The 23,581-nt window shown below is 60.1% G+C and carries 24 protein-coding genes and 1 riboswitch; of the genes, 13 read left to right on the top strand and 11 right to left on the bottom strand.

What is annotated here, in order from left to right; genetic code table 11:
- The first annotated feature begins 83 nt into the window (after window positions 1-83).
- Complete coding sequence (locus ACM1ZW_RS16145; RefSeq protein WP_017336970.1) at window positions 84-1,517, top strand: M48 family metalloprotease; 1,434 nt, start codon at window positions 84-86, stop codon at window positions 1,515-1,517.
- Between the two features lie 65 nt (window positions 1,518-1,582).
- Here ACM1ZW_RS16145 and ACM1ZW_RS16140 read toward each other — a convergent pair whose 3' ends face one another.
- The 4 genes from ACM1ZW_RS16140 to rpoE all read right to left on the bottom strand — a co-directional run bounded on the left by ACM1ZW_RS16140 (window position 1,583) and on the right by rpoE (window position 5,356).
- Window positions 1,583-3,010: a DegQ family serine endoprotease gene (locus tag ACM1ZW_RS16140; protein ID WP_416738892.1), complete on the bottom strand. Its 1,428-nt coding sequence runs from the start codon at window positions 3,008-3,010 to the stop codon at window positions 1,583-1,585.
- Window positions 3,011-3,191: 181 nt separating this feature from the next.
- Window positions 3,192-4,148 carry a MucB/RseB C-terminal domain-containing protein gene (locus ACM1ZW_RS16135; protein WP_416738891.1) on the bottom strand — a complete coding sequence of 319 codons (957 nt, stop codon included), beginning with the start codon at window positions 4,146-4,148 and terminating at the stop codon, window positions 3,192-3,194.
- Between the two features lie 8 nt (window positions 4,149-4,156).
- Window positions 4,157-4,744: a sigma-E factor negative regulatory protein gene (locus tag ACM1ZW_RS16130; RefSeq protein ID WP_017336967.1), complete on the bottom strand. Its 588-nt coding sequence runs from the start codon at window positions 4,742-4,744 to the stop codon at window positions 4,157-4,159.
- 30 nt (window positions 4,745-4,774) lie between these two features.
- Window positions 4,775-5,356 carry an RNA polymerase sigma factor RpoE gene (rpoE, locus tag ACM1ZW_RS16125; protein ID WP_003172477.1) on the bottom strand — a complete coding sequence of 194 codons (582 nt, stop codon included), beginning with the start codon at window positions 5,354-5,356 and terminating at the stop codon, window positions 4,775-4,777.
- A 557-nt stretch (window positions 5,357-5,913) separates the two neighbouring features.
- Between rpoE and nadB the strand changes: the two genes are divergently transcribed.
- Window positions 5,914-7,530, top strand: a complete 1,617-nt coding sequence (gene nadB / locus ACM1ZW_RS16120; protein ID WP_414879597.1) for an L-aspartate oxidase — start codon at window positions 5,914-5,916, stop codon at window positions 7,528-7,530.
- Here the strand turns inward: nadB and ACM1ZW_RS16115 are convergent.
- Both ACM1ZW_RS16115 and ACM1ZW_RS16110 read right to left on the bottom strand, forming a co-directional pair.
- The gene (locus tag ACM1ZW_RS16115) at window positions 7,499-7,951 is read right to left on the bottom strand and encodes a protein YgfX (RefSeq protein WP_416738889.1); all 453 of its coding nucleotides are present in this window, start codon (window positions 7,949-7,951) and stop codon (window positions 7,499-7,501) included. The two genes, nadB and ACM1ZW_RS16115, sit on opposite strands and share 32 nt — an antisense overlap.
- Window positions 7,935-8,189: a succinate dehydrogenase assembly factor 2 gene (locus ACM1ZW_RS16110; protein WP_007944081.1), complete on the bottom strand. Its 255-nt coding sequence runs from the start codon at window positions 8,187-8,189 to the stop codon at window positions 7,935-7,937. The genes ACM1ZW_RS16115 and ACM1ZW_RS16110 overlap by 17 nt, the downstream gene beginning before the upstream one ends.
- Window positions 8,190-8,339: 150 nt before the next feature.
- Here ACM1ZW_RS16110 and ACM1ZW_RS16105 point away from each other — a divergent pair, with 150 nt between their 5' ends.
- Both ACM1ZW_RS16105 and ACM1ZW_RS16100 read left to right on the top strand, forming a co-directional pair.
- Window positions 8,340-9,281, top strand: coding sequence for a YgfZ/GcvT domain-containing protein (locus ACM1ZW_RS16105; RefSeq protein WP_414879595.1), 942 nt, complete (start codon window positions 8,340-8,342; stop codon window positions 9,279-9,281).
- A gap of 34 nt (window positions 9,282-9,315) precedes the next feature.
- Window positions 9,316-10,137: an HDOD domain-containing protein gene (locus ACM1ZW_RS16100; RefSeq protein ID WP_414879594.1), complete on the top strand. Its 822-nt coding sequence runs from the start codon at window positions 9,316-9,318 to the stop codon at window positions 10,135-10,137.
- Window positions 10,138-10,155: 18 nt separating this feature from the next.
- On the opposite strand, the gene ACM1ZW_RS16095 is transcribed toward ACM1ZW_RS16100, so the two are convergent.
- Together ACM1ZW_RS16095 and ACM1ZW_RS16090 are read right to left on the bottom strand one after the other, a co-directional pair.
- The gene (locus ACM1ZW_RS16095; RefSeq protein ID WP_414879593.1) at window positions 10,156-11,541 is read right to left on the bottom strand and encodes a sensor histidine kinase; all 1,386 of its coding nucleotides are present in this window, start codon (window positions 11,539-11,541) and stop codon (window positions 10,156-10,158) included.
- Window positions 11,534-12,205 carry a response regulator gene (locus ACM1ZW_RS16090; RefSeq protein WP_084322654.1) on the bottom strand — a complete coding sequence of 224 codons (672 nt, stop codon included), beginning with the start codon at window positions 12,203-12,205 and terminating at the stop codon, window positions 11,534-11,536. The genes ACM1ZW_RS16095 and ACM1ZW_RS16090 overlap by 8 nt, the downstream gene beginning before the upstream one ends.
- A gap of 390 nt (window positions 12,206-12,595) precedes the next feature.
- On the opposite strand from ACM1ZW_RS16090, the gene ACM1ZW_RS16085 reads away from it, so the two are divergent.
- Genes ACM1ZW_RS16085 through ACM1ZW_RS16070 form a run of 4 tightly spaced genes read left to right on the top strand, consistent with a single transcriptional unit; the run spans window position 12,596 to window position 16,640 of the window.
- Window positions 12,596-13,573, top strand: coding sequence for a Bug family tripartite tricarboxylate transporter substrate binding protein (locus ACM1ZW_RS16085; RefSeq protein ID WP_414879592.1), 978 nt, complete (start codon window positions 12,596-12,598; stop codon window positions 13,571-13,573).
- Window positions 13,574-13,632: 59 nt separating this feature from the next.
- Window positions 13,633-14,091, top strand: coding sequence for a tripartite tricarboxylate transporter TctB family protein (locus ACM1ZW_RS16080; protein WP_414879591.1), 459 nt, complete (start codon window positions 13,633-13,635; stop codon window positions 14,089-14,091).
- Window position 14,092: 1 nt separating this feature from the next.
- Window positions 14,093-15,607, top strand: coding sequence for a tripartite tricarboxylate transporter permease (locus ACM1ZW_RS16075; RefSeq protein WP_150653772.1), 1,515 nt, complete (start codon window positions 14,093-14,095; stop codon window positions 15,605-15,607).
- Entirely contained in the window at window positions 15,600-16,640 is a 1,041-nt protein-coding gene (locus ACM1ZW_RS16070) for an AbrB family transcriptional regulator (RefSeq protein WP_017336956.1), read from the top strand. The genes ACM1ZW_RS16075 and ACM1ZW_RS16070 overlap by 8 nt, the downstream gene beginning before the upstream one ends.
- Before the next feature lie 149 nt (window positions 16,641-16,789).
- Here the strand turns inward: ACM1ZW_RS16070 and ung are convergent, their stop codons facing one another.
- Entirely contained in the window at window positions 16,790-17,482 is a 693-nt protein-coding gene (gene ung / locus ACM1ZW_RS16065) for a uracil-DNA glycosylase (protein WP_416738887.1), read from the bottom strand.
- 132 nt (window positions 17,483-17,614) lie between these two features.
- On the opposite strand from ung, the gene ACM1ZW_RS16060 reads away from it, so the two are divergent.
- Window positions 17,615-18,727 carry an enoyl-CoA hydratase/isomerase family protein gene (locus ACM1ZW_RS16060; RefSeq protein WP_416738886.1) on the top strand — a complete coding sequence of 371 codons (1,113 nt, stop codon included), beginning with the start codon at window positions 17,615-17,617 and terminating at the stop codon, window positions 18,725-18,727.
- A gap of 117 nt (window positions 18,728-18,844) precedes the next feature.
- Here the strand turns inward: ACM1ZW_RS16060 and ACM1ZW_RS16055 are convergent, their stop codons facing one another.
- The gene (locus tag ACM1ZW_RS16055) at window positions 18,845-19,303 is read right to left on the bottom strand and encodes a hypothetical protein (RefSeq protein ID WP_017336954.1); all 459 of its coding nucleotides are present in this window, start codon (window positions 19,301-19,303) and stop codon (window positions 18,845-18,847) included.
- Window positions 19,304-19,470: 167 nt separating this feature from the next.
- Window positions 19,471-19,713 (bottom strand): hypothetical protein, encoded by a 243-nt coding sequence (locus tag ACM1ZW_RS16050; RefSeq protein WP_017336953.1) that lies wholly within the window; start codon window positions 19,711-19,713, stop codon window positions 19,471-19,473.
- Between the two features lie 277 nt (window positions 19,714-19,990).
- Window positions 19,991-20,091: riboswitch (guanidine-I (ykkC/yxkD leader) on the top strand.
- A gap of 62 nt (window positions 20,092-20,153) precedes the next feature.
- Here ACM1ZW_RS16050 and ACM1ZW_RS16045 point away from each other — a divergent pair.
- The 4 genes from ACM1ZW_RS16045 to ACM1ZW_RS16030 are packed head-to-tail and all read left to right on the top strand — an operon-like array spanning window position 20,154 to window position 23,579.
- On the top strand, window positions 20,154-21,221 hold the full coding sequence (locus ACM1ZW_RS16045) for a putative urea ABC transporter substrate-binding protein (RefSeq protein ID WP_017336952.1): 1,068 nt from the start codon (window positions 20,154-20,156) through the stop codon (window positions 21,219-21,221).
- A 15-nt stretch (window positions 21,222-21,236) separates the two neighbouring features.
- Window positions 21,237-22,052, top strand: coding sequence for an ABC transporter permease (locus tag ACM1ZW_RS16040; RefSeq protein ID WP_407012078.1), 816 nt, complete (start codon window positions 21,237-21,239; stop codon window positions 22,050-22,052).
- Window positions 22,049-22,861 (top strand): ABC transporter ATP-binding protein, encoded by an 813-nt coding sequence (locus ACM1ZW_RS16035; protein ID WP_416738884.1) that lies wholly within the window; start codon window positions 22,049-22,051, stop codon window positions 22,859-22,861. Before ACM1ZW_RS16040 ends, ACM1ZW_RS16035 begins: the two co-directional genes overlap by 4 nt.
- Window positions 22,854-23,579, top strand: a complete 726-nt coding sequence (locus tag ACM1ZW_RS16030; protein WP_416738883.1) for an urea amidolyase associated protein UAAP1 — start codon at window positions 22,854-22,856, stop codon at window positions 23,577-23,579. The genes ACM1ZW_RS16035 and ACM1ZW_RS16030 overlap by 8 nt, the downstream gene beginning before the upstream one ends.
- Window positions 23,580-23,581: the final 2 nt, after the last annotated feature.

Genomic DNA, 23,581 nt, shown 5'->3' with positions numbered 1-23,581 from the left:
CATGTGGTCGAGGGGCTTAGAATATCTGGTCCGAAGCGTACTGTCCGGCTACAGTAAGGTCTTTGTCGACTAAGGCTTTGTGCATGACTTTTTTGCGCCCTACCCTGCTGACGCTCGCTTGCCTGCTTGCCTCACCAGGCTTCGCCGACGACCTGCCGTCACTCGGGGACGCCAGTTCTGCCATTGTCTCGCCACAACAGGAATACCAGTTGGGCCGTGCCTGGCTGGCGCTGCTGCGCAGTCAGGTTTCCCAGCTCAACGATCCGCAGCTCAAGGACTACGTCGAATCCAGCGTCTACCGTCTGGTGGAGACAAGCCAGGTCAACGACCGCCGCCTGGAATTCATCCTGATCAACAGCCCACAACTCAACGCCTTTGCGGCGCCGGGCGGGATTGTCGGGGTCAACGGCGGTTTGTTCCTTAATGCCCAGACCGAGGGTGAATACGCCTCCGTACTCGCTCACGAACTGGCTCACTTGTCGCAGCGCCACTTTGCACGAGGCGTCGAAGCGCAACAGCGCATGCAGGTGCCGATGATGGCTGCGCTACTGGCCGGCATTGTGATTGCCGCTGCCGGTGCGGGCGATGCCGGGATCGCGGCCATTGCGGGCACACAGGCGGCGGCGATTCAGGAACAGCGACGCTTTTCACGCCAGAACGAACAAGAGGCCGACCGCATCGGCATCCTTAACCTTGAAAAAGCCGGTTACGATCCACGCTCGATGCCAACCATGTTCGAGCGGCTGGCGCGCCAATACCGTTTCGACGCCAAGCCGCCGGAATTCCTGCTGACTCACCCGGTGACTGAATCGCGGATCGCCGACACCCGTAACCGCGCCGAACAGGCCAAACCGGGCGGTATTGAAGACTCCATGCGTTATCAACTGATTCGCGCGCGGGTCCAACTGATCTACGAGGAAACCCCAGGCCTGGGCGCCAAACGCTTTCGCGCCCAGCTGGATGAGAACCCGAAAAACGATGTCGCACGCTATGGCCTGGCCATCGCCCAGATCAAGGGTGGCCAACTGAATGAGGCACGTGAAAACCTCAAATTGCTGCTGGCCAAGTCGCCGAACGAGATCATCTACAACCTGGCGCAGATCGATCTGGACATCACCAACAATCGCCTGCCGGATGCTCAGACCCGGGTCGACCGGATGCTGACTCAGTATCCGGGCAACTATCCGCTGAATCAGGTGCGCGTCGATTTATTGCTCAAGCAGAACCGTGCGCCCGAAGCGGAAAAGGCACTGGAAACCCTGCTCAAGAGCCGCCCGGATGATCCGGACGTCTGGTACATGGTGGCTGAAACCCGCGGCCTGTCAGGCAACATCATTGGCCTGCATCAGGCTCGCGCCGAGTACTTTGCACTGGTCGGCGACTACCGCCAGGCCATCCAGCAACTGGACTTCGCCAAGCGCAAGGCCGGAACCAACTTCCCACTGTCTTCGCGGATCGACGCTCGCCAACGGGAGCTGATGGAGCAGGAGCGGATGATCAAGGACATGATGGGCTGACGCTTTCAGCAGGCACAAAAAAACCGCCTCTTTCGAGGCGGTTTTTTATTCAGCCGACAACCGGTTTATTCAGCCAGTTTGAAGGTGATGAAGCTGGCGCGATTTTGACGCAGAACCCGCATCGACACCGAGCGGTTCTTCGGCAGCGCCTTGGCGATATCAGTGAACTCCTTGGTGGAACCAATCGCCTGATTGTTCAGGTGAGTGATAACGTCGCCCGGCTGCAAGCCAATCATGGAAGCAGGACCGTCCTGGACTTCCTTGATCACCACACCACCTTTGAGGTCGTAGGTTTTCTTCTGCTCGTCGGTCAGCTCGGCCACGGAAACACCCAGGCGATTGCTGCTGCGCTCGATGCTGGATTTCGGCAATGCGTCCAGCTCTTTGCCTTCTTCCGGGATAGCGCCGACCGTCAGCTCGACATTCTTGCGCTTGCCTTCACGGATCACTTCAAGATTGGCTTTCGAGCCAGCTTTCAGTGCGCCCACCAGGTGCGGCAGATCTGCTGACATGACGATCGGTTGATCGTTCATGCTCAGGATCACGTCGCCCACTTGCAGACCACCCTTGGCAGCCGGGCCATCGTCCTGGATCTGAGCTACCAGCGCACCGGCCGGTTTTTCAAGACCGAACGACTCGGCCAGATCCTTGTTCACTTCCTGAATGACAACGCCCAACCAGCCACGGCTGACTTTGCCGCCGCTTTTCAGCTGATTGGATACGTCCATGGCTACGTCGATAGGAATCGCGAACGACACGCCCATGAAGCCGCCGGAACGGGTGTAGATCTGCGAGTTGATCCCGACGACTTCGCCCGCCAGGTTGAACAGCGGTCCACCGGAGTTGCCCGGGTTGATCGGCACGTCGGTCTGGATGAACGGTACATAGTTTTCGTTCGGCAGACTGCGACCGACAGCGCTGACGATGCCCTGAGTCACGGTATGGTCGAAACCGAATGGCGAGCCGATTGCGACCACCCACTGGCCGGCCTTCAGGTCTTGGGATTTGCCAAGTTTGAGAACCGGCAGATCCTTGCCTTCGATTTTCAGCAAGGCCACGTCGGAACGTGGATCGGTGCCAACCAGCTTGGCTTTCAGCTCACTGCGGTCAGCCAGACGAACGAGAATTTCGTCGGCATCGGCGATCACATGATTGTTGGTAAGGATGTAGCCGTCAGACGAGATGATGAACCCCGAACCCAACGACTGGGCTTCGCGCTGGCGATCACCGCGAGGTGAACGCGGCTGTGGTGGCATGCCACGCTCGAAGAATTCGCGCAACATCGGCGGCAAGCCTTCGAGGTCAGGCATCTGCTCGCTCACTTTGCGATCCGGCAGCTTCTGCGTGGTACTGATGTTCACCACAGCAGGCGAGGCCTGTTCGACCAGTTGCGTAAAATCAGGCAACTCGACTGCTTGAGCAGCGACCGCCTGACCGAGCACCAGTACAGTGGCAAAAATGGAGAGGTAAGACTTCAAGCGTGGTATCGACATACGGCTCCCGTTACGACGAGCATGGTTAAGCGATATGGAGCAAGGAACACCGGGAACGATACGCCGGTATTTTTGTTCCGGGAACAACAAACAAGGCCAGAGCCGAGGGGCTCTGACCTATAAAAAATTATGGGGATATTTGCAAATTGAAATGCTCACCAAACATTTCGATATCAGCTCACTACTGGGTTGCAGTGGCATCACTGCGCATGGACAGCGCAATCCGTTCAGCGGTGCCAACAGGAATTTCACCGACCACGGTAACCATCATATCGCCTTGGGGCGTTGTCAAGCGCCGGGATACGGCGACGGTTGGGCCCAACTGAGTGCGAGTATCTGTGACCTTTGCACCATTCAGTGGCTCAAGGAACACCGAGAAACGGGCCAGACCATCGTCATACATCAGACTGTTGACCTGGGTTTTTGTCTCTGGATCCTTGCGCGAGGTACTGCTGGTCAGCTCGAAGCCTGCAGGCAGCCAATCCGAATGCCAGCTCTGGGCAACCTTGACCGCTGAAGCCTTGTCGCTGTCGAGAGCGACGGTTTTGCAATCACTGCCAGGCTGCAGATCACTGTCGGACGGTATGCCAGAGGTATCCAGCTGCGTGAACTGGAAGCGCTCCAGCAACTGCCCCTTATCGTTCAGGAGCAACGATTTGAGCGGCAATCCGGTTTCTTTGTCCAGGTGCAGTTCAAAACCATACCGGTGCTGATCGCGCGGTTTCAGGGAAACGATTACCGCAGCACGCCCGGCAACACGCGACTTGCCGATGACGGCAAGGTCGTACCAATTCTTGAGCTTCTGTGGATCGAGAGCACGAGCAGCGGAATTGCGGGAGTCCCCAAGTCCTGCGATCAGGGTGCCGCTGACGCATTGAGTATGCCCATCAATACGCACGACTTCCTGAGCAGAGCCATCAAGCTGGAGTAAACGCTCGCGGACCTTGCCATCCTGGACGCGGTGCCAGATGTTGTGGGTAGAAAAACTACCGTTTCGCTCGTAGACAAAAGTACCGCGAAAGCTTTGCTGTTGCTCGGCCTGACCAAGACGGGTCAACCAGTCCTGGGCTTCATCGGCGTGGGCTGGAACAATGAACCAGCCACCGAGCAGAAGCGAAAGTAGAGGTATGGCGCGCATGATCCTCCTTAACGGTTTTCCAGGCTTGCTGCACGAGCGTAAGGCAGAGCGCTCTCAGTACCTTTCAGTGCAGCCTGTTGAGCATGTTGGCGCAAGTAGCCTGGCAAACGTTGATCGTGCCAGCCCGGCTGACCTTGCAAAACGCCGTTGGCCATAGGACCAGTGGCTTCCGAACTCTCATTATAGCCGGCCAATACAGCTGGACCCTTGACCTGAGGAACGGCCAGACTCGGTTGGCTGGAATGCTGAGCCAGCTCGACACCCGCGATCTCGTCCTGGTTGTACAGACGAACACCTGCCAATACGGCAACGGTGACGGATGCTGCAACTGCCAGACGACCCAGGCTGCGCCATGGACCACGGGAAGCTTTTGCCGGTACGGCTTCGTCAGCCAGCGCAGCGGAAACGGCCGCGGCGATATCCAGGCGTGGAAGCAGCAGATCCTTATGCATCACTGCCCGAGCGATCTGATAACGAGCCCATGTTTCACGGGTTTCAACATCGTCAAAGGCATTCAACACCCGACGCAATTCCAATTCGTCCGCTTCGTTATCCATCACTGCGGACAGCGATTCCTGCAGGGCTTCACGACTCATGGCGTTCCTCTCTTGGCTGTCGCCGCTGTCTCAGTTTTCCTGCAACAACGGCTGCAGGGCTTTATCGATGGCCTCCCGAGCGCGGAAAATCCGGGAGCGCACGGTACCCACCGGACATTGCATGACGCTCGCAATGTCCTCGTAACTCAGACCATCGAATTCACGTAAAGTTAAAGCCGTACGCAAATCTTCTGGCAGTTGCTGAATGGTTCGATGGACGGTGCCTTCGATCTCATCCCGCAGCAATGCACGTTCTGGCGACTCGAGATCCTTGAGGCCATGATCGCCATCGTAGAACTCTGCATCCTCGGAACTGACATCACTATCCGGCGGCCGGCGGCCGCGTGAAACCAGATAGTTTTTCGCCGTGTTGATGGCGATGCGGTAAAGCCACGTATAAAACGCGCTGTCTCCGCGAAAATTTCCAAGTGCACGGTATGCCTTGATAAAGGCTTCCTGTGCCACATCCTGGGCTTCATGGGTGTCGTGCACGAAACGCACGATCAACCCGAGAATTTTGTGCTGGTATTTCAGCACTAGCAGATCGAAAGCTCGCTTGTCGCCGCGCTGAACGCGCTCGACGAGCTGCTGATCCTCTTCCTGGGTTAGCATGAACTCTCCTCGATAAGCTCGGAGGAAGCTTGCATAACTAAACGACCAGACTTGCAAACATAGACTCGGGCTTTTCGCAAAAGTTCTCCCCCTCCAAGCAAGTTTCCTGCGGGCTCTGATTGGCACGCACGAAAAGCGCAGCTCGAGCTAACCCGGCTGCGCGAATAATCTTGTCATCGGATTCGACAGCAAGGATCAATCCGCAATCCCACGCTGAAGCCGACACTGTCCCTTGATTCAGGCAACGGTCTATTGATCTTGGGCCTTTGGCAAAAGTTCCAAATATTTATAGCTGTGCCATACCGACATTGTGCAACCCTGAACGGAAAAAGACTGTTAAATCCACGATACAGTCTTCTTGTCGCCGAACGGGTCGAAAAACCATCCGACGAAACGTCAGGTCTTTTCTGTCACTGTAGTTTCACAATGCCATGTCAGCCCGGCTATTGTGCCGCTCCCCCCCTCTATATACTAGTGGGCTGTGTGGCCGCCTTGACTCCTCGTTCCAGTAGTCTGGCGCCAACCCCGACCCGGGTCGCTTTGAGCGGAATCCTGAAATGAGCCAACAGTTTCAACACGATGTTCTGGTCATTGGCAGCGGTGCAGCCGGTTTGAGTCTTGCGCTGACCTTGCCCGATCATTTGCGTATCGCCGTACTGAGCAAGGGCGACCTCGCCAATGGCTCGACATTCTGGGCCCAGGGCGGTGTCGCTGCCGTTTTGGACGACACCGATACCGTTGAGTCCCACGTCGATGACACCCTCAACGCTGGCGGCGGCCTGTGCCACGAAGATGCTGTGCGCTTTACCGTCGAGCACAGCAAAGAAGCCATTCAATGGCTGATCGATCAGGGCGTACCCTTTACCCGCGATGAGCAGTCCGGCACCGAGGACGGGGGGTTCGAGTTCCATCTGACCCGCGAAGGCGGTCACAGCCATCGGCGCATCATTCACGCCGCCGACGCCACGGGCGCAGCGATTTTCAGAACCCTGCTCGACAAAGCCAGACAACGTCCCAACATCGAACTGCTGGAACAGCGCGTCGCGATCGACCTGATCACCGAGAAACGCCTGGGCCTGGACGGCGACCGCTGCCTCGGCGCCTACGTGCTCAATCGCGGCACAGGCGAAGTCGACACCTACGGCGCACGCTTCGTGATCCTCGCGTCCGGCGGTGCCGCCAAGGTCTACCTCTATACCAGCAACCCCGACGGTGCCTGCGGCGATGGCATCGCCATGGCCTGGCGTTCGGGCTGCCGGGTGGCGAACCTGGAGTTCAACCAGTTCCACCCAACCTGCCTGTATCACCCACAGGCCAAAAGCTTCCTCATCACCGAGGCGTTGCGTGGTGAAGGTGCCCACCTGAAACTGCCCAACGGCGAACGTTTCATGCAGCGTTTCGACCCGCGCGCCGAGCTTGCGCCACGGGACATCGTCGCCCGGGCGATCGACCATGAGATGAAGCGGCTCGGTATCGACTGCGTTTATCTGGACATCAGTCATAAACCCGAAGCCTTCATCAAGACACACTTCCCGACGGTGTACGAGCGTTGCCTCGAGTTTTCCATCGATATCACCAAGCAACCGATCCCGGTGGTTCCCGCGGCGCACTACACCTGCGGCGGCGTGATGGTCGATCAGCAAGGTCGCACCGACGTGCCGGGGCTGTATGCGATTGGCGAAACCAGTTTCACCGGCCTGCATGGTGCCAACCGCATGGCCAGCAACTCGCTGCTGGAATGCTTCGTTTACGCGCGCTCGGCGGCTGCAGACATTCTTGAACAGTTGCCTCAGGTTTCGATTCCCGCCGCCCTGCCCGTCTGGGACGCGAGCCAGGTCACCGACTCGGATGAAGACGTGATCATTGCGCACAACTGGGATGAACTGCGGCGATTCATGTGGGACTACGTTGGCATCGTGCGCACCAACAAGCGCCTGCAAAGGGCACAGCACCGCGTGCAGTTGTTGCTGGATGAAATCGACGAGTTCTACAGCAACTACAAGGTCAGCCGGGATTTGATCGAATTGCGTAACCTGGCCCAGGTCGCCGAGTTGATGATTCTGTCAGCCATGGAGCGCAAGGAAAGTCGCGGCCTGCATTACACCCTCGACTACCCGAACATGCTGCCGGTTGCGCTGGACACTATTCTGGTGCCACCCACCTACGCCGACTGAACGTAAGCCGGACCCGCAGGCGTCGGTGCAGATCCGCCGCCTGCGAATCCCGTGGCACACAAATCGACCGGATCCGCCGCTCGCCCCGCAAACGAAAACGCAACACCACGACCAACGGCAACGCCAGGCTGTCCCGCCGCAGTTGAATCGCCTGCCAACCGGCCGCCTCATTCCACAGCTGCCAGCCATCGGCATCGCGACGCAAGCCGCTGAACGCCTGCGGATGTGTCAGCAAAATCTGTCTTGGCAATGCCCAAATGCCATGCGCCAGGCAGCAAAAAGCGCCGAGCAAGCTTGCCCAGACTGGTATGGAAAGCAAAAACAACGAACCCAGTGCGAAGAACCGGGCCAACAGATACGCCGCCAGCAACTGCCGTGAGGCATGCCAGCGGCATTCGAACCCATTACTTGGGCTGGACACGATCCAGGATCATGCGAACCATGCGCTGAAGCTCCGGGTCTTCCGATTCGGCGCGTTCCATGAACCAGCCGAACATGTCCTGATCTTCGCATTCGAGCAGCTTGCGGTAGCAATCGCGGTCGACATCATTGAGGTGCGGGTAGACCTCTTTCACGAACGGCACCAGCAACACGTCAAGTTCAAGCATGCCGCGGCGGCTGTGCCAGTAGAGGCGATTCAGTTCAACATCTTCGACCATGGAGCGCTCCTCAAATAGGCGGCAAGTATACAGCCCCGGACACCATCGAACAGTCGGCTTTGGTCGGGCACTGCCGAGCTTTTGTGAACTACCCATTTCATGGGCGCCCCCTTATGATGTCCCCCAGACTCTTTTACCCTGCGATGTCCCATGGCCGATTCTGCTTTTTTCTGCACCCTGTCTCACGAAGGCGTTCTCGCGGTCCGCGGCGCGGATGCCGGTAAATTTCTGCAAGGCCAACTGACCTGCAATCTCAACTACCTGAGCGACACCCAGGCCAGCCTCGGCGCCCGCTGCACCCAGAAAGGCCGAATGCAGTCGAGTTTCCGCATCCTGCTGCAGGGCGACGGCGTGCTCATGGCCATGGCCAGCGAGCTGCTGGAGCCGCAATTGGCGGACCTGAAAAAGTACGCGGTGTTCTCCAAATCCAAATTGACGGATGAAAGCGCCGCGTGGGTCCGCTTCGGCATCGACCATGGCGATGCTGCATTGACCAATCTGGGTCTGGAACTGCCGGCAGACACCGACAGCGTCGCGCGTAATGACGGGCTGATCGCCGTCCGCGTTTCGCCAGACCGTGCAGAACTCTGGGTTACCGCCGATCAGGCCGATGCCATCAAAAGCCGGTTATCCGCCCTGTTGACCGAAGGCGCTCTCAACGAATGGCTGCTGGGCCAGATCCGCGCAGGGATCGGCCAGGTCATGCCGAGCACCCGCGAGCTGTTCATTCCGCAGATGCTCAATCTGCAAGCCATCGGTGGCGTGAGCTTCAAAAAGGGTTGCTATACCGGCCAGGAAATCGTCGCGCGGATGCAGTACCTGGGCAAACTCAAGCGTCGCTTGTATCGCCTGAAGCTGGACGCCAGTGATTTGCCTGAGCCCGGTACGCAACTGTTCTCCCCGACCCACGGCAGTTCCATCGGCGAAGTGGTGCTCGCCGCACACACCGGACAAGACATTGAACTCCTGGCCGTGCTGCAAGCCGAAGCAGCAGAAAGCGGTGATGTTCACCTGGGCACACTCGAAGGGCCTGCCCTGCATTTGCTCGACCTGCCTTACGAACTGGATCGCGATCGTGAAATCCAGCGTTAACGGCAACACTTGTCGCAACACCTAGAGAAAAGAAATGAGTGAGCTGGCGGATAAGGTCCAACAGGATTTGGTTGAGGCCATCGATAACGATGACCTGGTTCTGCCAACATTGCCGGAAGTGGCCCTGCAGATTCGCAAGGCCGCTGAAGACCCGGAAATCAGTGTCAGCACCCTGAGCAAAGTGATCGGTCGTGACACCGCGTTGTCGGCGCGCCTGATCAAAGTGGTCAACAGTCCACTCCTGCGCGCAACCCAGGAAGTCACTGACTTGCACACGGCCATTACGCGCCTGGGCGTCAACTACAGCAGCAACCTGGCCATTGGCCTGGTCATGGAGCAGATTTTCCACGCGCGTTCCGACGTGGTGGAAAAGAAGATGCGCGATGTCTGGCGCAAAAGCCTGGAAATCGCCGGCATCAGTTACGCGCTGTGCCGCAGCTACACGCAACTCAAACCTGATCAGGCGGCTCTCGGCGGGCTGGTGCATCAGATTGGCGTACTGCCGATCCTGACCTACGCCGAAGACCACTACGAACTGCTGTCGGACCCGGTCAGCCTCAACCATGTCATCGACCAGATTCACCCGTTGCTGGGCGACAAGCTGCTGCGGGTCTGGGAGTTTCCGGAAATGCTGGTACAGGTGCCGGGGTTGTATCTGGACTTCAAGCGTGAGTCCGAGCGCGTCGACTATGTGGATCTGGTGCAGGTGGCCAGTTTGTATTGCCACAAGGACACCGACCATCCCATTGCCCGTATCGACCCGCTCAGCGTGCCGGCCTTCAAGAGGCTGGGGATCGATCCGGAGAACGAGGCGATGTGCAGGGATCTGGAAGAATCGCGGTCGATGTTTTATTGATTGTTGTGGCGAGGGAGCTTACCCCGCGATAAAACTCACCCGCACCTTCAACCCCGCCTGTTCACCGTCGTGCAGGCTGATCTGCGCCAGGTGTGCGCGGCAAATCTCACCGACAATCGCCAGCCCCAACCCCGAGCCGGCGACTTGCTGGTTACGTCGATAGAAGCGTTCGAACACCCGGTCGCGTTCTTCCAGTGGAATCCCCGGTCCATCATCCTCGACCTCCAGCACCGCCGGCGCCGAGACCCGCAAGATCACATTGCCGCCGGAAGGCGTATGGGCCAAGGCGTTATCCACCAGATTGCTCAATAGCTCGTTCAGCAGCGTCGGCTCACCACGCAGCCATACCGGCTCGTCCGCCTCCAACGCCAGCGCCACACCGCGGGCATGGGCCAGCGGCGCCATGGCCATGCCGAGTTCGCGGGCCAGCTGACTCAAGTCCAGCAACTGCGCGCCGCCCTCGGCGATCGCCCGCGCACCGTTCTCGACTCGCGCCAACGAAAGCAACTGATTGGCCAGATGGGTCAAGCGGTCCGTGCTTTGGGCCGCCGTTTCCAATGTGTTGCGCCAGGTCTCGGGTTCGGTCGAGCGCAGGCCCAGCTCAAGCCGGGCCTTGAGCGCCGCCAGTGGCGTGCGCAGTTCGTGGGCGGCATCGGCGATGAATTGCGCCTGTCGCTCGAACTGCCCACGCAGACGTTCGGTAAAGTGATTGAGCGCACGCACCAGCGGCCACAATTCGTGCTGCACTTCCACCAACGGCAGCGGCCGCAGATCGTCGGACTGCCGCTCTTCCACCGCCGTGCGCAAACGCTCCAATGGACGCAACGCCGCACTGACCGCAAACCACACCATCAGCAATGCGCCGACCGCCAGCATGCCCAATCGCAGCAACGTGTCTGCTGCCAGGCTGCGGGCCATGCTGACGCGCGCTTCATCGGTTTCCGCCACGCGGATTTCCGCCATGCCGTTCATGTTCGGCTCGCTCACGGGTTTGAGCAGGCTCACCACCCGCACGTTCTGCCCCTGATACGTTGCGTTGTAGAAACGTGCGAGCGCCGGATAGTCATCGGTGCGCGGCGTTCCCGGCGGCGGTGGCGGCAGGTTTTCGTAACCGGAGATCAACTTCTGATTGATGTCATTGACCAGATAGAAAATCCTCCCGGCGCTGTCGTAAGCGAAGGTATCGAGGGCGACGTAAGGCACATCGGCGCTCAGGCTGCCATCGCGCTGGGACACCCCGGCGGCGATGGTGCGTGCCGAAGCCAGCAAGGTCCGGTCGTACGCGGTGTCGGCAGCCTCGCGCCCGTTCCAGTACGCGCTCAAACCACTGGCCAGCATCAACACCACCAGCAACAGCGCCAGATTCCACAACAACCGCCAGCGCAGGCTGCTGGGCTTATGCATCGCGGCTTTCCAGCAAATAGCCGAGCCCGCGGAAGGTCACGATAGCGACCGGTTGGCCGTCGAGTTTCTTGCGCAAGCGGTGGACGTAGATTTCGATGGCGTCGGGACTCGCCTCTTCATCGAGACCGAATACCTGGGCAGCCAGTTGCTCCTTGCTCATCACCCGACCGGGACGCGCTATCAGCGCTTCGAGCACCGCCTGTTCGCGAGAGGTCAGGGTCAGCAATTCTTCGCCAAGGGTGAAGCGCCGGGTGTCCAGATCGTAAGCCAGTACGCCGCAGGTCTGCTGGCGCTCGCCGCCGAGCACGCTGCGCCGCAGCAAGGCTTTGACCCGGGCTTCGAGTTCGGTGAGTTCGAAAGGCTTGGCCAGGTAGTCGTCAGCGCCAAGGTTCAAGCCATGGACCCGGTCCTTGACGTCGCTGCGCGCGGTCAACATCAGCACCGGCAGGTTCTTGCCCCGGGCCCGCAGGCGAGCCAGCACTTCGAAACCATCCATGCGCGGCAGGCCGACGTCGAGGATCGCCATCGCGTATTCCTCGCTACTCAAGGCCAGGTCGGCAGCCACTCCGTCATGCAGCACATCCACGGTCAGCCCGGTGCTCTTGAGCGCCTGGGCGACACTGTCGGCGAGTTGCAGATGGTCTTCGACGAGCAGAACACGCATGGATCTTTACCTCATTCAGGGATGTTCGACGCCATTCTTTGGCGCGGAGTTTACAGCCGCATCCGCCGCTGTGAAGCCCGAAAACCGTGAAAGCCCACTGAAAGGTTAGTGAAAGGTTCGACCGTTACAGTCGGCCCACGGATGGTTTCGACTGTAAGCCACCAACCTTGCTTTGAAATGTAGCTCCCGAAAAACGCCTTGATGCGTTTTCGCCAATAAGAACAATAACGAGGTACGTCGCCATGCTGTCCACACAGCTCCAGGTTTTCCCGCCGCGCCCCTTTTCTCGCTTCCCATCGTTTACGCTCGTCAGCGCCGTTTCCGGCTGCGCGACGCGAAACCGCTGCATCTGAAACATCCCCAAAAACAACAACTCCCGTGGAGAAAACAATGAACCGATCACTGCGCCGTTTCGTCCTCGCCGCCAGCTGCATGCTGGTTGCCGGCCAACTGATGGCCGAGCCGAAACGCCCGGAATGCATCGCCCCGGCCTCGCCTGGCGGCGGTTTCGACCTGACCTGCAAACTGGCGCAGAGCGCGCTGGTCAACGAAAAGCTGCTGACCAAACCGATGCGCGTGACCTACATGCCCGGCGGTGTCGGCGCGGTGGCGTACAACGCGGTGGTCGCTCAGCGTCCGGCCGATGCCGGCACGCTCGTGGCGTGGTCCAGCGGTTCGTTGCTGAACCTGGCCCAGGGCAAGTTCGGTCGTTTCGATGAAACCAACGTGCGCTGGCTGGCCGCCGTCGGCACCAGCTATGGCGCCATCGCGGTGAAAAGCGATTCGCCCTACAAGACTCTGGATGATCTCGTTCAGGCCCTGAAGAAGGATCCGAGCAAAGTGGTGATCGGTTCCGGCGGCACCGTCGGCAGCCAGGACTGGATGCAAACCGCGCTGATCGCCAAGGCCGCCGGAATCAACCCGCGCGATCTGCGTTACGTCGCCCTCGAAGGCGGCGGTGAAATCGCCACCGCCCTGCTCGGCGGCCACATTCAGGTCGGCAGCACCGACATCTCCGACTCCATGCCGCACATCCAGAGCGGTGACATGCGCCTGCTGGCGGTGTTCTCCGAGAAACGCCTGGACGAGCCGGAAATGAAAGACATTCCGACCGCCAAGGAGCAAGGCTACGACATCGTCTGGCCAGTGGTTCGCGGCTTCTACCTCGGGCCAAAAGTCAGCGATGAAGACTACGCCTGGTGGAAAGACTCCTTCGACAAACTGCTGGCGTCCCCCGAGTTCGCCAAGCTGCGCGATCAGCGTGAACTGTTCCCGTTCGCCATGACCGGCCCGGAACTGGACACCTACGTGAAGAAGCAGGTCGCAGACTACAAAGTGCTGGCCAAAGAGTTCGGCCTGATTCAGTGATCGCCTCTGTCTAGCGGCTGCGGCCCCCGTTCCGTGGGGCCGCAGCACAGGAGTTTCCTATGCTCTTACAACGCATTTTTGCGTCGGTGCTGTTGCTGGCCTGTGTGGGTCTGGCACTGATGGCATGGCCGTACCAAGCGGCCTTTTCTTATGAACCGGTGGGTCCTCGTGCGTTTCCGCTGCTGATGCTCGGGCTGATGGGCGCGGCTCTGTTGTACATGGTGTTCCGTCCCGCACCGATCAAGCACAACCCCGACGAACCGCCGATGGACCGCGAAACCCTGACCAAAATCGGCATCTGCGTGGTGCTGTTGCTGGTATTCGCGGGCACGTTCGAACCGCTCGGTTTCATTGTCGCGAGCATCTTGATCGGCGTCCCCATGGCGCGCCTGTACGGCGGCCGCTGGCTGCCCAGCGCGATCATCATCAGCCTGATGGCGATCGGTCTTTACCTGCTGTTCGACAAGTTGATGGACGTACCGCTGCCGCTGGGCGTGCTCGACGTTCTGGAGAACTGATATGGATACTCTTGGCTATTTGGGTCAGGGTTTCGGCGTCGCGCTGAGCCCGTACAACCTGGTGACTGCCCTGTGCGGCACCTTGATCGGCACCGTTGTCGGCTTGTTGCCGGGCCTGGGCCCGATCAACGGCGTGGCGTTGCTGATCCCGATCGCATTCGCCCTCGGGCTGCCACCGGAGTCGGCGTTGATTCTGCTGGCCGCGGTGTATCTGGGTTGCGAGTACGGCGGCCGGATCAGCTCGATCCTGCTGAACATTCCGGGCGAAGCCTCCACCGTCATGACCACCCTCGACGGTTACCCGATGGCCCGTAAAGGCTTGGCCGGTGTGGCGCTGTCGCTATCGGCGTGGAGTTCGTTCATCGGTGCGTTCATCGCCACCTGCGGCATGGTGCTGTTCGCCCCGCTGCTGGCGAAATGGGCGATTGCCTTCGGGCCGGCGGAATATTTCGTGCTGATGGTGTTCGCGATTGTCTGCCTGGGAGGCATGGCCGGTGATCGCCCATTGAAGACCTTCATCGCAGCGCTGATCGGTCTCTTTCTGTCGACCGTCGGCATCGATGCCAACAGCGGTGTGTACCGCTTTACCGGGGACAACATTCACCTGACCGACGGCATTCAGTTCGTCGTGCTGGTGCTGGGCCTGTTCTCCATCAGTGAAATTCTCCTGCTGCTGGAAAAAACCCACCACGGTCAGGAGGCAGTAAAAGCCACCGGCCGCATGATGTTCAACTTCAAGGAAGCCTCGGCGGTGTTCGTGGTGAACATTCGTTGCGGTCTGCTGGGCTTCATCATGGGCGTGTTGCCGGGTGCCGGCGCGACCCTTGCCAGCGCCGTGGCCTACATGACCGAGAAGCGCATTGCAGGTACCAAAGGCACATTCGGCCAAGGCGACATGCGCGGCCTCGCGGCACCGGAAACCGCTATCGGCGGTGCCGCGTGCGGTGCACTGGTACCCATGCTGACACTCGGCGTTCCAGGCTCGGGCACCACCGCGGTGATGATCGGCGCGCTGTCGCTGTACAACATCACCCCGGGTCCGCTGCTGTTCCAGCAGCAACCCGACATCGTCTGGGGCCTGATCGCCTCCCTGTTCGTCGCCAACATCATGCTGGTGATCCTCAACATCCCGATGATCCGCATCTTCACCCGCATCCTCGCCGTGCCGAACTGGGCTCTGGTGCCGGTGATCGCCATCATCACCGGGATCGGCGTCTACGCGGTGCACGCCACCACGTTCGACCTGTTCCTGATGATCGGCATCGGCATCTTCGGTTACATCCTGCGCAAGCTGGACTTCCCGTTGTCGCCTGTCCTGCTGGGCTTCATCCTCGGAGGCTTGATGGAGCAGAACCTGCGTCGCGCCCTGTCGATTTCCAACGGTGCGCTGGAAATCCTCTGGTCGAGCCCGATCACGTTCGGTTGCTGGGTCCTGACGGCGATCATGCTGTTGATGCCACTGCTGCGGATCTGGCGTAAACGTTCGGCTGCTCAACGCGCCATTGCCGATGTCTGATCGAACACCTTTCAAAGCCTGGTGGGGTACGCCGCTGGTCGGCGCGCTGGGCGGTTACCTGGCCAGCCTTGTCGGCTGGCCGCTGCCATGGATGGTCGGCTCGTTGCTGGCGATCATCCTGGTGCGCTGTCTGACACCGTGGCAATTGGCGGAAATCCCCGGTGGCCGCAAGTGCGGCCAATGGGTTGTCGGTATCGGCATCGGCCTGCACTTCACCCCGGTGGTGATGGAGCAGGTGCTGAGCCACTTTGGTCTGATCTTCTTCGGTGCGTTGGTCACCAGCCTCTCGGCCATCGTCGGGGTCTGGTTGATGCGGCGCACCGGTGAGGATCGCGCCACCGCGTTCTTTTCCAGCATGCCCGGCGGTTCCGGGGAGATGGTCAACCTCGGCGCGCGCAATGGCGCCGTGCTCAGTCGCGTAGCGGCCGGGCAAAGTTTGCGGGTGCTGGTAGTGGTGTTGTGTGTGCCGGCGGCGTTCAAGTATTTGCTGGGCGACGGCGCGCCTATCGTTCATCCGACGGCCGTCAACGGGTGGTGGCTGGCCCTTCTATTCCCGGCAGGCGCGTTGGCGGCCTGGCTTTGGGAACGTCTTCGTCAACCCAATCCGTGGCTGTTCGGACCGCTGCTGGTGAGCGCGGCGGTGAGCATTGGTTGGGATTTGCACATCGGCTTGCCCCATGGCGGCAGCCAGATAGGCCAATGGCTGATTGGCAGCGGCCTGGGCTGTCACTTCAATCGGCAGTTTTTCCGGCGGGCGCCTTCGTTTATGGGGCGGACCTTGATCGGAACAGTGCTGACGATGTTGATCGCCACGGCGGCAGCGCTCGGGTTGAGTGCGCTGACACATCTGGATTTGCGTTCACTGACCCTGGGCATGATGCCCGGCGGGATTGCAGAGATGAGCCTGACGGCGGAAACCCTGCAATTGTCGGTGCCGCTGGTGACAGCGATGCAGGTGATGCGGTTGTTGTTTGTATTGTTTCTGGCCGAGCCGTTGTTCAAGTATTGGAATCGGGTGCCGGAGCAGCCCTGACTCGATCCCTGTGGCGAGGGAGCTTGCTCCCGTTGGGTCGTGAAGCGGCCCTCTGCATTCTCCCAGTAAAACCAAATCTGCAGGATTTTACGACTGCTGCGCAGCCGAGCGGGAGCAAGCTCCCTCGCCACAAAAGCCCTCTGTCGTGCCTAAACCGGCGGCAACCGCCAATCAATCGGCGTCTCGCCATTCTGCTCAAGAAACTTGTTGGTCCGACTGAAGTGCCCGCACCCGAGAAACCCGCGATAAGCGGACAGCGGTGACGGGTGCACCGACGTCAGCACCAGATGCTTGGTCGCATCGATCAGTTTCTGCTTGCTCTGGGCATGCGCGCCCCACAGCATGAACACCAGGTGCGGTTGCTGCTGGCTGACCACTTCAATGATCCGATCCGTGAAAAACTGCCAGCCCTTGTCTTTGTGCGCATTGGCGTTGGCACGCTCGACGGTCATGGTGGTATTGAGCATCAACACGCCCTGGTCAGCCCAGCTCTGCAGATAGCCATGATTGGGAATGTCGATATTCAGGTCACGCTTCAGCTCTTTATAGATGTTCACCAGCGACGGCGGCGCCGGCACGCCCGGTTGCACCGAGAAGCACAAGCCATGGGCCTGGCCCGGGCCGTGATACGGGTCCTGGCCGAGGATGACGACCTTGACCTTGTCCAGCGGCGTCGAATTGAGCGCATTGAAAATCATCGGTCCAGGAGGATAGATTTCCTTGCCCGCGGCACGTTCCTGTTGCAGGAAATTGCGCAACTCTGCCATGTAGGGCTGGTCGAACTCAGCACGCAGTGCCTCCTTCCAGCCCGGTTCGAGTTTGATACGGTCGTCAGCAGTCATGGTTACATCCGGTAAAAACAATGGGGCGAACCCTAGGAAAGCCCGGCACGCTTGTCAATTGATCAGACACGGAACCGGCACTTTCCTGCATTGCGATCATACTGAACGCTCAAATTCCCGATCGAGGTCACGATGAATCTGCACTTCGAAGAACTCACCGGCACCGACGGCGCCCGCATCGGCGTCGCCAGCCTGGATGCCGAAAAGTCCCTGAACGCCCTGTCCTTACCGATGATCAACGCCCTGCGCGATCAATTGGACGTCTGGGCCAAGGAGCCGCAAATCGTCTGCGTGTTACTACGCGGCAAAGGTGCCAAGGCCTTTTGCGCCGGCGGCGAAGTGCGCAGCCTGGTGGAAGCCTGTCGCGCGCATCCCGGTGAAGTACCGCCGCTGGCCGCGCACTTCTTCGCGGCGGAATACCGACTGGACTTCAACCTGTACACCTACCCGAAGCCGTTGATCTGCTGGGGCCACGGTTATGTGCTGGGGGGTGGCATGGGCCTGCTACAGGGCGCGAGCACCCGCATCGTCACGCCGAGCAGTCGGTTGGCGATGCCGGAAATCAGCATTGGCCTGTATCCGGATGTTGGCGCCAGTTGGTTTCTGTCGCGGTTGCCCGGGAAACTCGGTTTGTTCCTTGGCCTGACGGGTGCGCACATGAACGGTCGTGATGCGATCGATCTGGACCTCGCCGACCGTTTCCTGCTCGATGAACAACAGGAAGCGCTGATCGAAGGCCTGCTGCAATTGAACTGGCAGGAACAGACGGCCATGCAGCTCAACAGTCTGCTCAAGGCCCTGCAGCAGGAAGCACTCGCGCAGATGCCCGAAGCCCAGTGGCTGCCGCGTCGTCAGCAGATCGATGAACTGCTGGACGTCAGTGACGTGCAATGCGCGTGGAAGGCCATCAGCCAACAGCGTGATAGCACTGACCTGCTACTGAGCCGTGCTGCGCGGACGATGAGTGAAGGTTCGCCGCTGACCGCTCATCTGGTGTGGGAGCAGATCATCCGCGCCCGGCATATGTCGCTGGCTCAGGTTTTCCAGATGGAATACACCTTGAGCCTCAACTGCTGCCGTCATCCGGAGTTCAGTGAAGGCGTGCGGGCGCGGTTGATCGACAAGGATCAGAAACCGCACTGGCATTGGCCAGACATCAATAATGTGCCGGATGCGGTGGTGGAGGCGCATTTTCATAAGGTTTGGGAGGGGCGGCATCCGTTGGCGGATCTTTCCGAGTACTAGAATCCGGGTCTTGCCCGCAATAGCCGTATCAAGAGTTCTATCGCGGGCGAGCCACTCGACCCGCATAAAAAAAGCGGCGCTTGATGCGCCGCTTTTTTGTTGAGGTTTCGTAGGAGGCTACCGGTGACCGCCACGCCCATCATGGCCGTCCCGTCCACCCCGGCCATCGCGTCCACCATGGCCGCCGCGATTGTCGTTGTTCCAGTTGCCACGGTTACGACCATCCCAACCGCCCCGGCCATTGCCGTCCCACCCCCGACTCTGATGAGCCCGGTAGTCGCCTCGTGGCGATGGCTGGTAATAACGCGGTGCCGGTTGATAAACCCGCGGCTGGTGGTAATACCGCGGTGTTGGCTGGTAGTAGCGTGCCGGAGGTGCGTAATACCGGCGCGGGGACGTGTAGTAACCGCCATTCGAGTAGTAAGGCCCGCCACCGGAGTAATAAGGCGCGGGGGACGTGTACACCTCGGAACTGTAGTAACTGCCTCCTCCATCGGCATAGGGCACGCACGCACCGAGAGACAATCCCACTACAGCTATCAGAAGAATTCGACGGAGCATTTTTTGAAGGAGCATGGCGGCCTCCTGGACCGCGAGTGAGCCACACCAGCGACGCTGGCGAGCGACAGTCAATTATTCGGTGACTGTCGAAGGATCAGACATCGATTTCGAAATCTGGTGCGGTCTTGCAACAAGTTGAAACATCTCGCCGATGAAAGGTTTTTCATCTATTCACGTACTGATTAGTGGTGGCCACCGCGATATCCACCGCCGTAATGACGGGGCGCATGCCCGCCCCAATAGTAGTAGCGATAGCCGCCATAAAAGCGTGGGCCATAGTAGTAGCGCGGGCCGTAATAGTAGGGATACGGCGCATAGCCGGGGTAGTAGTAAGGCGTGGAATACACGTCGTAGGAGCCGGCGTAGTAATAGCAGCCGGACAGCCCGACACCGAGCACAACACTCAGCAGCAGTCGACGAAACATGATGGCCTCCTGAAAGACCCGCAGCCGATACAGGCCGGCTGACACCTGTTTTGACTGGCAACGCGGCGGCGAGTGCCGGGCCTCGCAGACCTTCGGATCAGCGGCCGGCCACGCTGCATCTCAGTGCACGGACGCACCATCACAAAGCAGCGAACCGCCCTTCCCTTCAGCCGGCCAAAGGCAATCCCTCGGCCCAGAGCGCTTCGGCCGACTTGGCACGGCTCTCGCTTTAACAAACCCGTGCAGGAGTCATCACAGGTTCGCGGCACCACAATTTGCAATGGCTGACTAGGGTTCCGGCTCGCTGACGCGAGTGGCTGGTCCGAGAGTTGGCGACCTCCAGTTGAGGTTACACGGCGGGACAAAAGCCCGGGAGACAAGCCACCGTTTACGGTGCCGCGTTGACTCCTGCCCGCCCTTGATCAACTGGAGAACCACCCATGCTCAAGCTTCGTTTACCCGCCCTCCTCGCCGCTGCGTTCGCAGCCTTCGTGAGCGTCTCGTCCCACGCTGCGCAAAAAGATCATTTCAGCGTCTGCTGGACCATTTATGCCGGCTGGATGCCTTGGGAATACGCCGGCAGCCAAGGCATCGTCGACAAATGGGCGAAGAAGTACGGCATCAAGATTGATGTGGTGCAGCTCAACGACTACGTCGAATCCATCAATCAGTACACCGCCGGCCAGTTCGACGGTTGCACCATGACCAACATGGACGCGCTGACCATTCCGGCCGCCGGTGGCGTCGACAGCACCGCGCTGATCGTCAGCGATTTCTCCAACGGCAACGACGGCATCGTGCTCAAGGGCGACGGCAAAAAAGTCAGCGACCTCAAGGGCATGGACGTCAATCTGGTGGAGCTGTCGGTTTCCCACTACCTGCTGGCCCGGGCACTGGATTCGGTGGACCTCACCGAGAAAGACCTGAAAGTGGTCAACACTTCCGACGCCGACATCTCGGCGGCCTTTAACACGGATCAAGTCAACGCTGTCACTACCTGGAACCCGATGCTTTCGGACATCAAGGCCAAACCGGGCGTGACCGAAGTCTTCAACTCCAGCCAGATCCCCGGCGAAATCATGGACATGATGGTGGTCAACAGCGCCACCCTCAAAGACAACCCGGCCCTGGGCAAAGCGCTGACCGGTGCGTGGTTCGAAGTGGTCGAGTTGATGAACGCGAAAAACGCCGCCAGCAAAGCCGCCCTCGAGCACATGGCCAAGGCCTCGGGCACTGACCTGGCAGGTTTCCAGGCGCAACTCGACACCACCAAATTGTTCGCCACGCCCAAAGAAGCCTTGGCGTTTTCCACCAGCAAGCAACTGCCGGAAACGATGCGCAAGGTCGCCGAGTTTTCCTTCCAGCACGGCTTGCTCGGTGAAGGCGCCAAGGACACCAGCGCCGTCGGCATGGCCTTCGCCAATGGCGTGACCAGCGGCGACAAGGCCAACCTCAAGCTGCGCTTCGACCCGAGTTACGTGCAGATGGCCGCCGACGCCAAGCTGTAAGAAGAGGACCTGGCCATGCGCCTGATCAATCGTCACCCGGATCGTCCGAGTCGCCTGCTGTTGGTGATCCTGCCGTTCGCCCTGGTGCTGCTGGCCTACTTCATGGGCTCGGCCGAACGGCTGCTGGACAACCCCAACGACAAACTGTTGCCGAGCGCCGTGCAGATGACCGACGCGGTGAAGCGCCTGGCGTTCACCGCCGACAGCCGCACCGGTGAATACGTGCTGTGGCAAGACACCGCGTCCAGCCTGCGTCGCCTCGCCATCGGCCTCGGTATCAGCGCGCTGGCCGGGCTGTGCCTGGGCATCGCCGCCGGGACGTTGCCGCTGTTCGGCGCGCCGTTGTCACCATTGCTGACGGTGCTGTCGATGGTGCCGCCGCTGGCGATCCTGCCGATTCTGTTCATCGTGTTCGGGCTGGGGGAGTTGTCGAAAGTGATGCTGATCGTGATCGGCATCACCCCGTGTCTGGCACGGGACCTGGAACAGCGCGCCCGGGAAATTCCGGTCGAGCTGCTGATCAAGGCCCAGACCCTCGGCGCTTCAACCTGGACGTTGATGCTGCGCGTGGTGCTGCCACAACTGCTGCCGCGCCTGCTGATCTCGCTGCGGCTGATGCTCGGTTCGGCATGGTTGTTCCTGATCGCTGCCGAAGCCATCGCTTCCACCGACGGCCTCGGCTACCGGATTTTCCTGGTGCGTCGTTACCTGGCGATGGATGTGATTCTGCCGTACGTGGTGTGGATCACCTTGCTCGCCTGGCTGATGGACTGGGGCCTCAAGCGCCTGACCCAGCGCGCGTTCCCCTGGTATGAAGGAGCCCGCGCATGAGCTTCATCACGGTAAAGAATGTCTGGCAGCAATACGCCGATCAAGTGGTGCTCGAAGGCTTGAACCTGAACGTCAACGAGGGTGAGTTCTGTACCCTGGTCGGCGCATCGGGTTGTGGCAAATCCACTTTCCTTCGACTGCTACTCGGTCAGGAGCGCGCCAGTCGCGGCGAGATTTTGTTGGACGGTCAAACGCTGGCCGGAGAACCGGATTCGAGCCGTGGCGTGGTGTTCCAGCGCTATTCGGTGTTCCCGCACCTGACGGTGCTCGACAACGTCGCCCTCGGCCTCGAACTGCCACACTCACCGCTGCTTGGGCGGTTGTTCGGCAGCGCTAAAAAAGAGGCGCGGGAACAGGCCTCGGTGCTGCTGCACAAAGTGGGGCTCGGCCACTCGCTGGACAAGTACCCGGCGCAGCTCTCCGGCGGCATGCAACAACGGTTGGCCATCGCCCAGGCGCTGATCATGAAACCCCGCGTGTTGCTGCTCGACGAACCGTTCGGCGCCCTCGATCCGGGCATCCGCAAAGACATGCACGCCTTGCTCCTGGAGCTGTGGCGCGAGACGCAGCTGACGGTGTTCATGGTCACCCATGACCTGTCCGAAGGTTTCAGCCTCGGCACCCGTTTGCTGGTCTTCGACAAGGTCCGCGTCGACCCGCACGCCCCCGGCGCCTATGGCGCGCGCATCACCTACGACATCCCTTTGAACAGCGACCGCCGCGCCTCCCGCGCCGCCGTCGATGCCTTGCCGGCTGAGCTGGCAGGCAGGCACGCTTCGTATCGCTTAGAGGAATCTGCACATGACTGATTCGACCCAACTGTTCCCGCCCTTCGCCGAAGAAATGCTCCCCGGTGGCGGCCATCGTTCGTTCGTCCTGAAACGCGGCCAACTGCTGCGCCTCACCGACCTGCGCGGCGGTGCCAATGTCAGCCTGACGCTGCTCAACGCCAATGAAAAAACCGAACGCCTGAACCTGCCCGACAGCCTCAAATGCCAACACACCGCCAAGCTCACCACTGGCCATTGCCTCTACTCGGACATGGGCCGCGTACTGGCAGCAATCACCGCCGACACCTGCGGTTGGAGCGACAGCCTCGGCGGCGTGCTCTGCGCTGAGGAAGTGGCGGAAAAATACGGCGCAGGCCGTTATCAGGAACTGCGCAACGGCTTCTTCCGCAACGGCACCGACAACCTCTTGGTGGAACTCGGCAAGTGGGGGTTGGGCCTGTCGGATCTGCTGATGACGCTAAACCTGTTCAGCCGCGTGAACGTGGATGAGGCCGGCCATTTCCATTTCGTCGAAGGCCACTCCAAGGCCGGCGACTACATCGAGTTGTACGCGCCGATGGACACGCTGGTGGTGCTCACCGCGCTGCAACACCCGATGGACCCGTCACCGGACTACGCGCCGAAACCCTTGAAGTTGAGCTGGATGAACGCCGACCCCAGTGTCGCCGAAAACTGCCGCACCTCGCGCCCGGAAAACGAGCGCGGCTTCATCAACACCGACCGTTTGTTTGCCTGAGG

The sequence above is a fragment of the Pseudomonas sp. NFX71 genome, assembly GCF_048079215.1.
Lineage (GTDB): Bacteria > Pseudomonadota > Gammaproteobacteria > Pseudomonadales > Pseudomonadaceae > Aquipseudomonas > Aquipseudomonas fluorescens_B.
Note: the sequence above shows the minus strand (reverse complement) of the source record. Positions and strands in the feature narration are given on the sequence as shown.

What these genes read in the sequence shown, in the direction of transcription:
- ACM1ZW_RS16145 (WP_017336970.1), top strand. Translation starts at nt 84, where the DNA reads ATGACTTTTTTGCGCCCTACCCTGCTGACGCTCGCTTGCCTGCTTGCC.
- ACM1ZW_RS16140 (WP_416738892.1), bottom strand. Translation starts at nt 3,010, where the DNA reads ATGTCGATACCACGCTTGAAGTCTTACCTCTCCATTTTTGCCACTGTA.
- ACM1ZW_RS16135 (WP_416738891.1), bottom strand. Translation starts at nt 4,148, where the DNA reads ATGCGCGCCATACCTCTACTTTCGCTTCTGCTCGGTGGCTGGTTCATT.
- ACM1ZW_RS16130 (WP_017336967.1), bottom strand. Translation starts at nt 4,744, where the DNA reads ATGAGTCGTGAAGCCCTGCAGGAATCGCTGTCCGCAGTGATGGATAAC.
- rpoE (WP_003172477.1), bottom strand. Translation starts at nt 5,356, where the DNA reads ATGCTAACCCAGGAAGAGGATCAGCAGCTCGTCGAGCGCGTTCAGCGC.
- nadB (WP_414879597.1), top strand. Translation starts at nt 5,914, where the DNA reads ATGAGCCAACAGTTTCAACACGATGTTCTGGTCATTGGCAGCGGTGCA.
- ACM1ZW_RS16110 (WP_007944081.1), bottom strand. Translation starts at nt 8,189, where the DNA reads ATGGTCGAAGATGTTGAACTGAATCGCCTCTACTGGCACAGCCGCCGC.
- ACM1ZW_RS16105 (WP_414879595.1), top strand. Translation starts at nt 8,340, where the DNA reads ATGGCCGATTCTGCTTTTTTCTGCACCCTGTCTCACGAAGGCGTTCTC.
- ACM1ZW_RS16100 (WP_414879594.1), top strand. Translation starts at nt 9,316, where the DNA reads ATGAGTGAGCTGGCGGATAAGGTCCAACAGGATTTGGTTGAGGCCATC.
- ACM1ZW_RS16095 (WP_414879593.1), bottom strand. Translation starts at nt 11,541, where the DNA reads ATGCATAAGCCCAGCAGCCTGCGCTGGCGGTTGTTGTGGAATCTGGCG.
- ACM1ZW_RS16090 (WP_084322654.1), bottom strand. Translation starts at nt 12,205, where the DNA reads ATGCGTGTTCTGCTCGTCGAAGACCATCTGCAACTCGCCGACAGTGTC.
- ACM1ZW_RS16085 (WP_414879592.1), top strand. Translation starts at nt 12,596, where the DNA reads ATGAACCGATCACTGCGCCGTTTCGTCCTCGCCGCCAGCTGCATGCTG.
- ACM1ZW_RS16080 (WP_414879591.1), top strand. Translation starts at nt 13,633, where the DNA reads ATGCTCTTACAACGCATTTTTGCGTCGGTGCTGTTGCTGGCCTGTGTG.
- ACM1ZW_RS16075 (WP_150653772.1), top strand. Translation starts at nt 14,093, where the DNA reads ATGGATACTCTTGGCTATTTGGGTCAGGGTTTCGGCGTCGCGCTGAGC.
- ACM1ZW_RS16070 (WP_017336956.1), top strand. Translation starts at nt 15,600, where the DNA reads ATGTCTGATCGAACACCTTTCAAAGCCTGGTGGGGTACGCCGCTGGTC.
- ung (WP_416738887.1), bottom strand. Translation starts at nt 17,482, where the DNA reads ATGACTGCTGACGACCGTATCAAACTCGAACCGGGCTGGAAGGAGGCA.
- ACM1ZW_RS16060 (WP_416738886.1), top strand. Translation starts at nt 17,615, where the DNA reads ATGAATCTGCACTTCGAAGAACTCACCGGCACCGACGGCGCCCGCATC.
- ACM1ZW_RS16055 (WP_017336954.1), bottom strand. Translation starts at nt 19,303, where the DNA reads ATGCTCCTTCAAAAAATGCTCCGTCGAATTCTTCTGATAGCTGTAGTG.
- ACM1ZW_RS16050 (WP_017336953.1), bottom strand. Translation starts at nt 19,713, where the DNA reads ATGTTTCGTCGACTGCTGCTGAGTGTTGTGCTCGGTGTCGGGCTGTCC.
- ACM1ZW_RS16045 (WP_017336952.1), top strand. Translation starts at nt 20,154, where the DNA reads ATGCTCAAGCTTCGTTTACCCGCCCTCCTCGCCGCTGCGTTCGCAGCC.
- ACM1ZW_RS16040 (WP_407012078.1), top strand. Translation starts at nt 21,237, where the DNA reads ATGCGCCTGATCAATCGTCACCCGGATCGTCCGAGTCGCCTGCTGTTG.
- ACM1ZW_RS16035 (WP_416738884.1), top strand. Translation starts at nt 22,049, where the DNA reads ATGAGCTTCATCACGGTAAAGAATGTCTGGCAGCAATACGCCGATCAA.
- ACM1ZW_RS16030 (WP_416738883.1), top strand. Translation starts at nt 22,854, where the DNA reads ATGACTGATTCGACCCAACTGTTCCCGCCCTTCGCCGAAGAAATGCTC.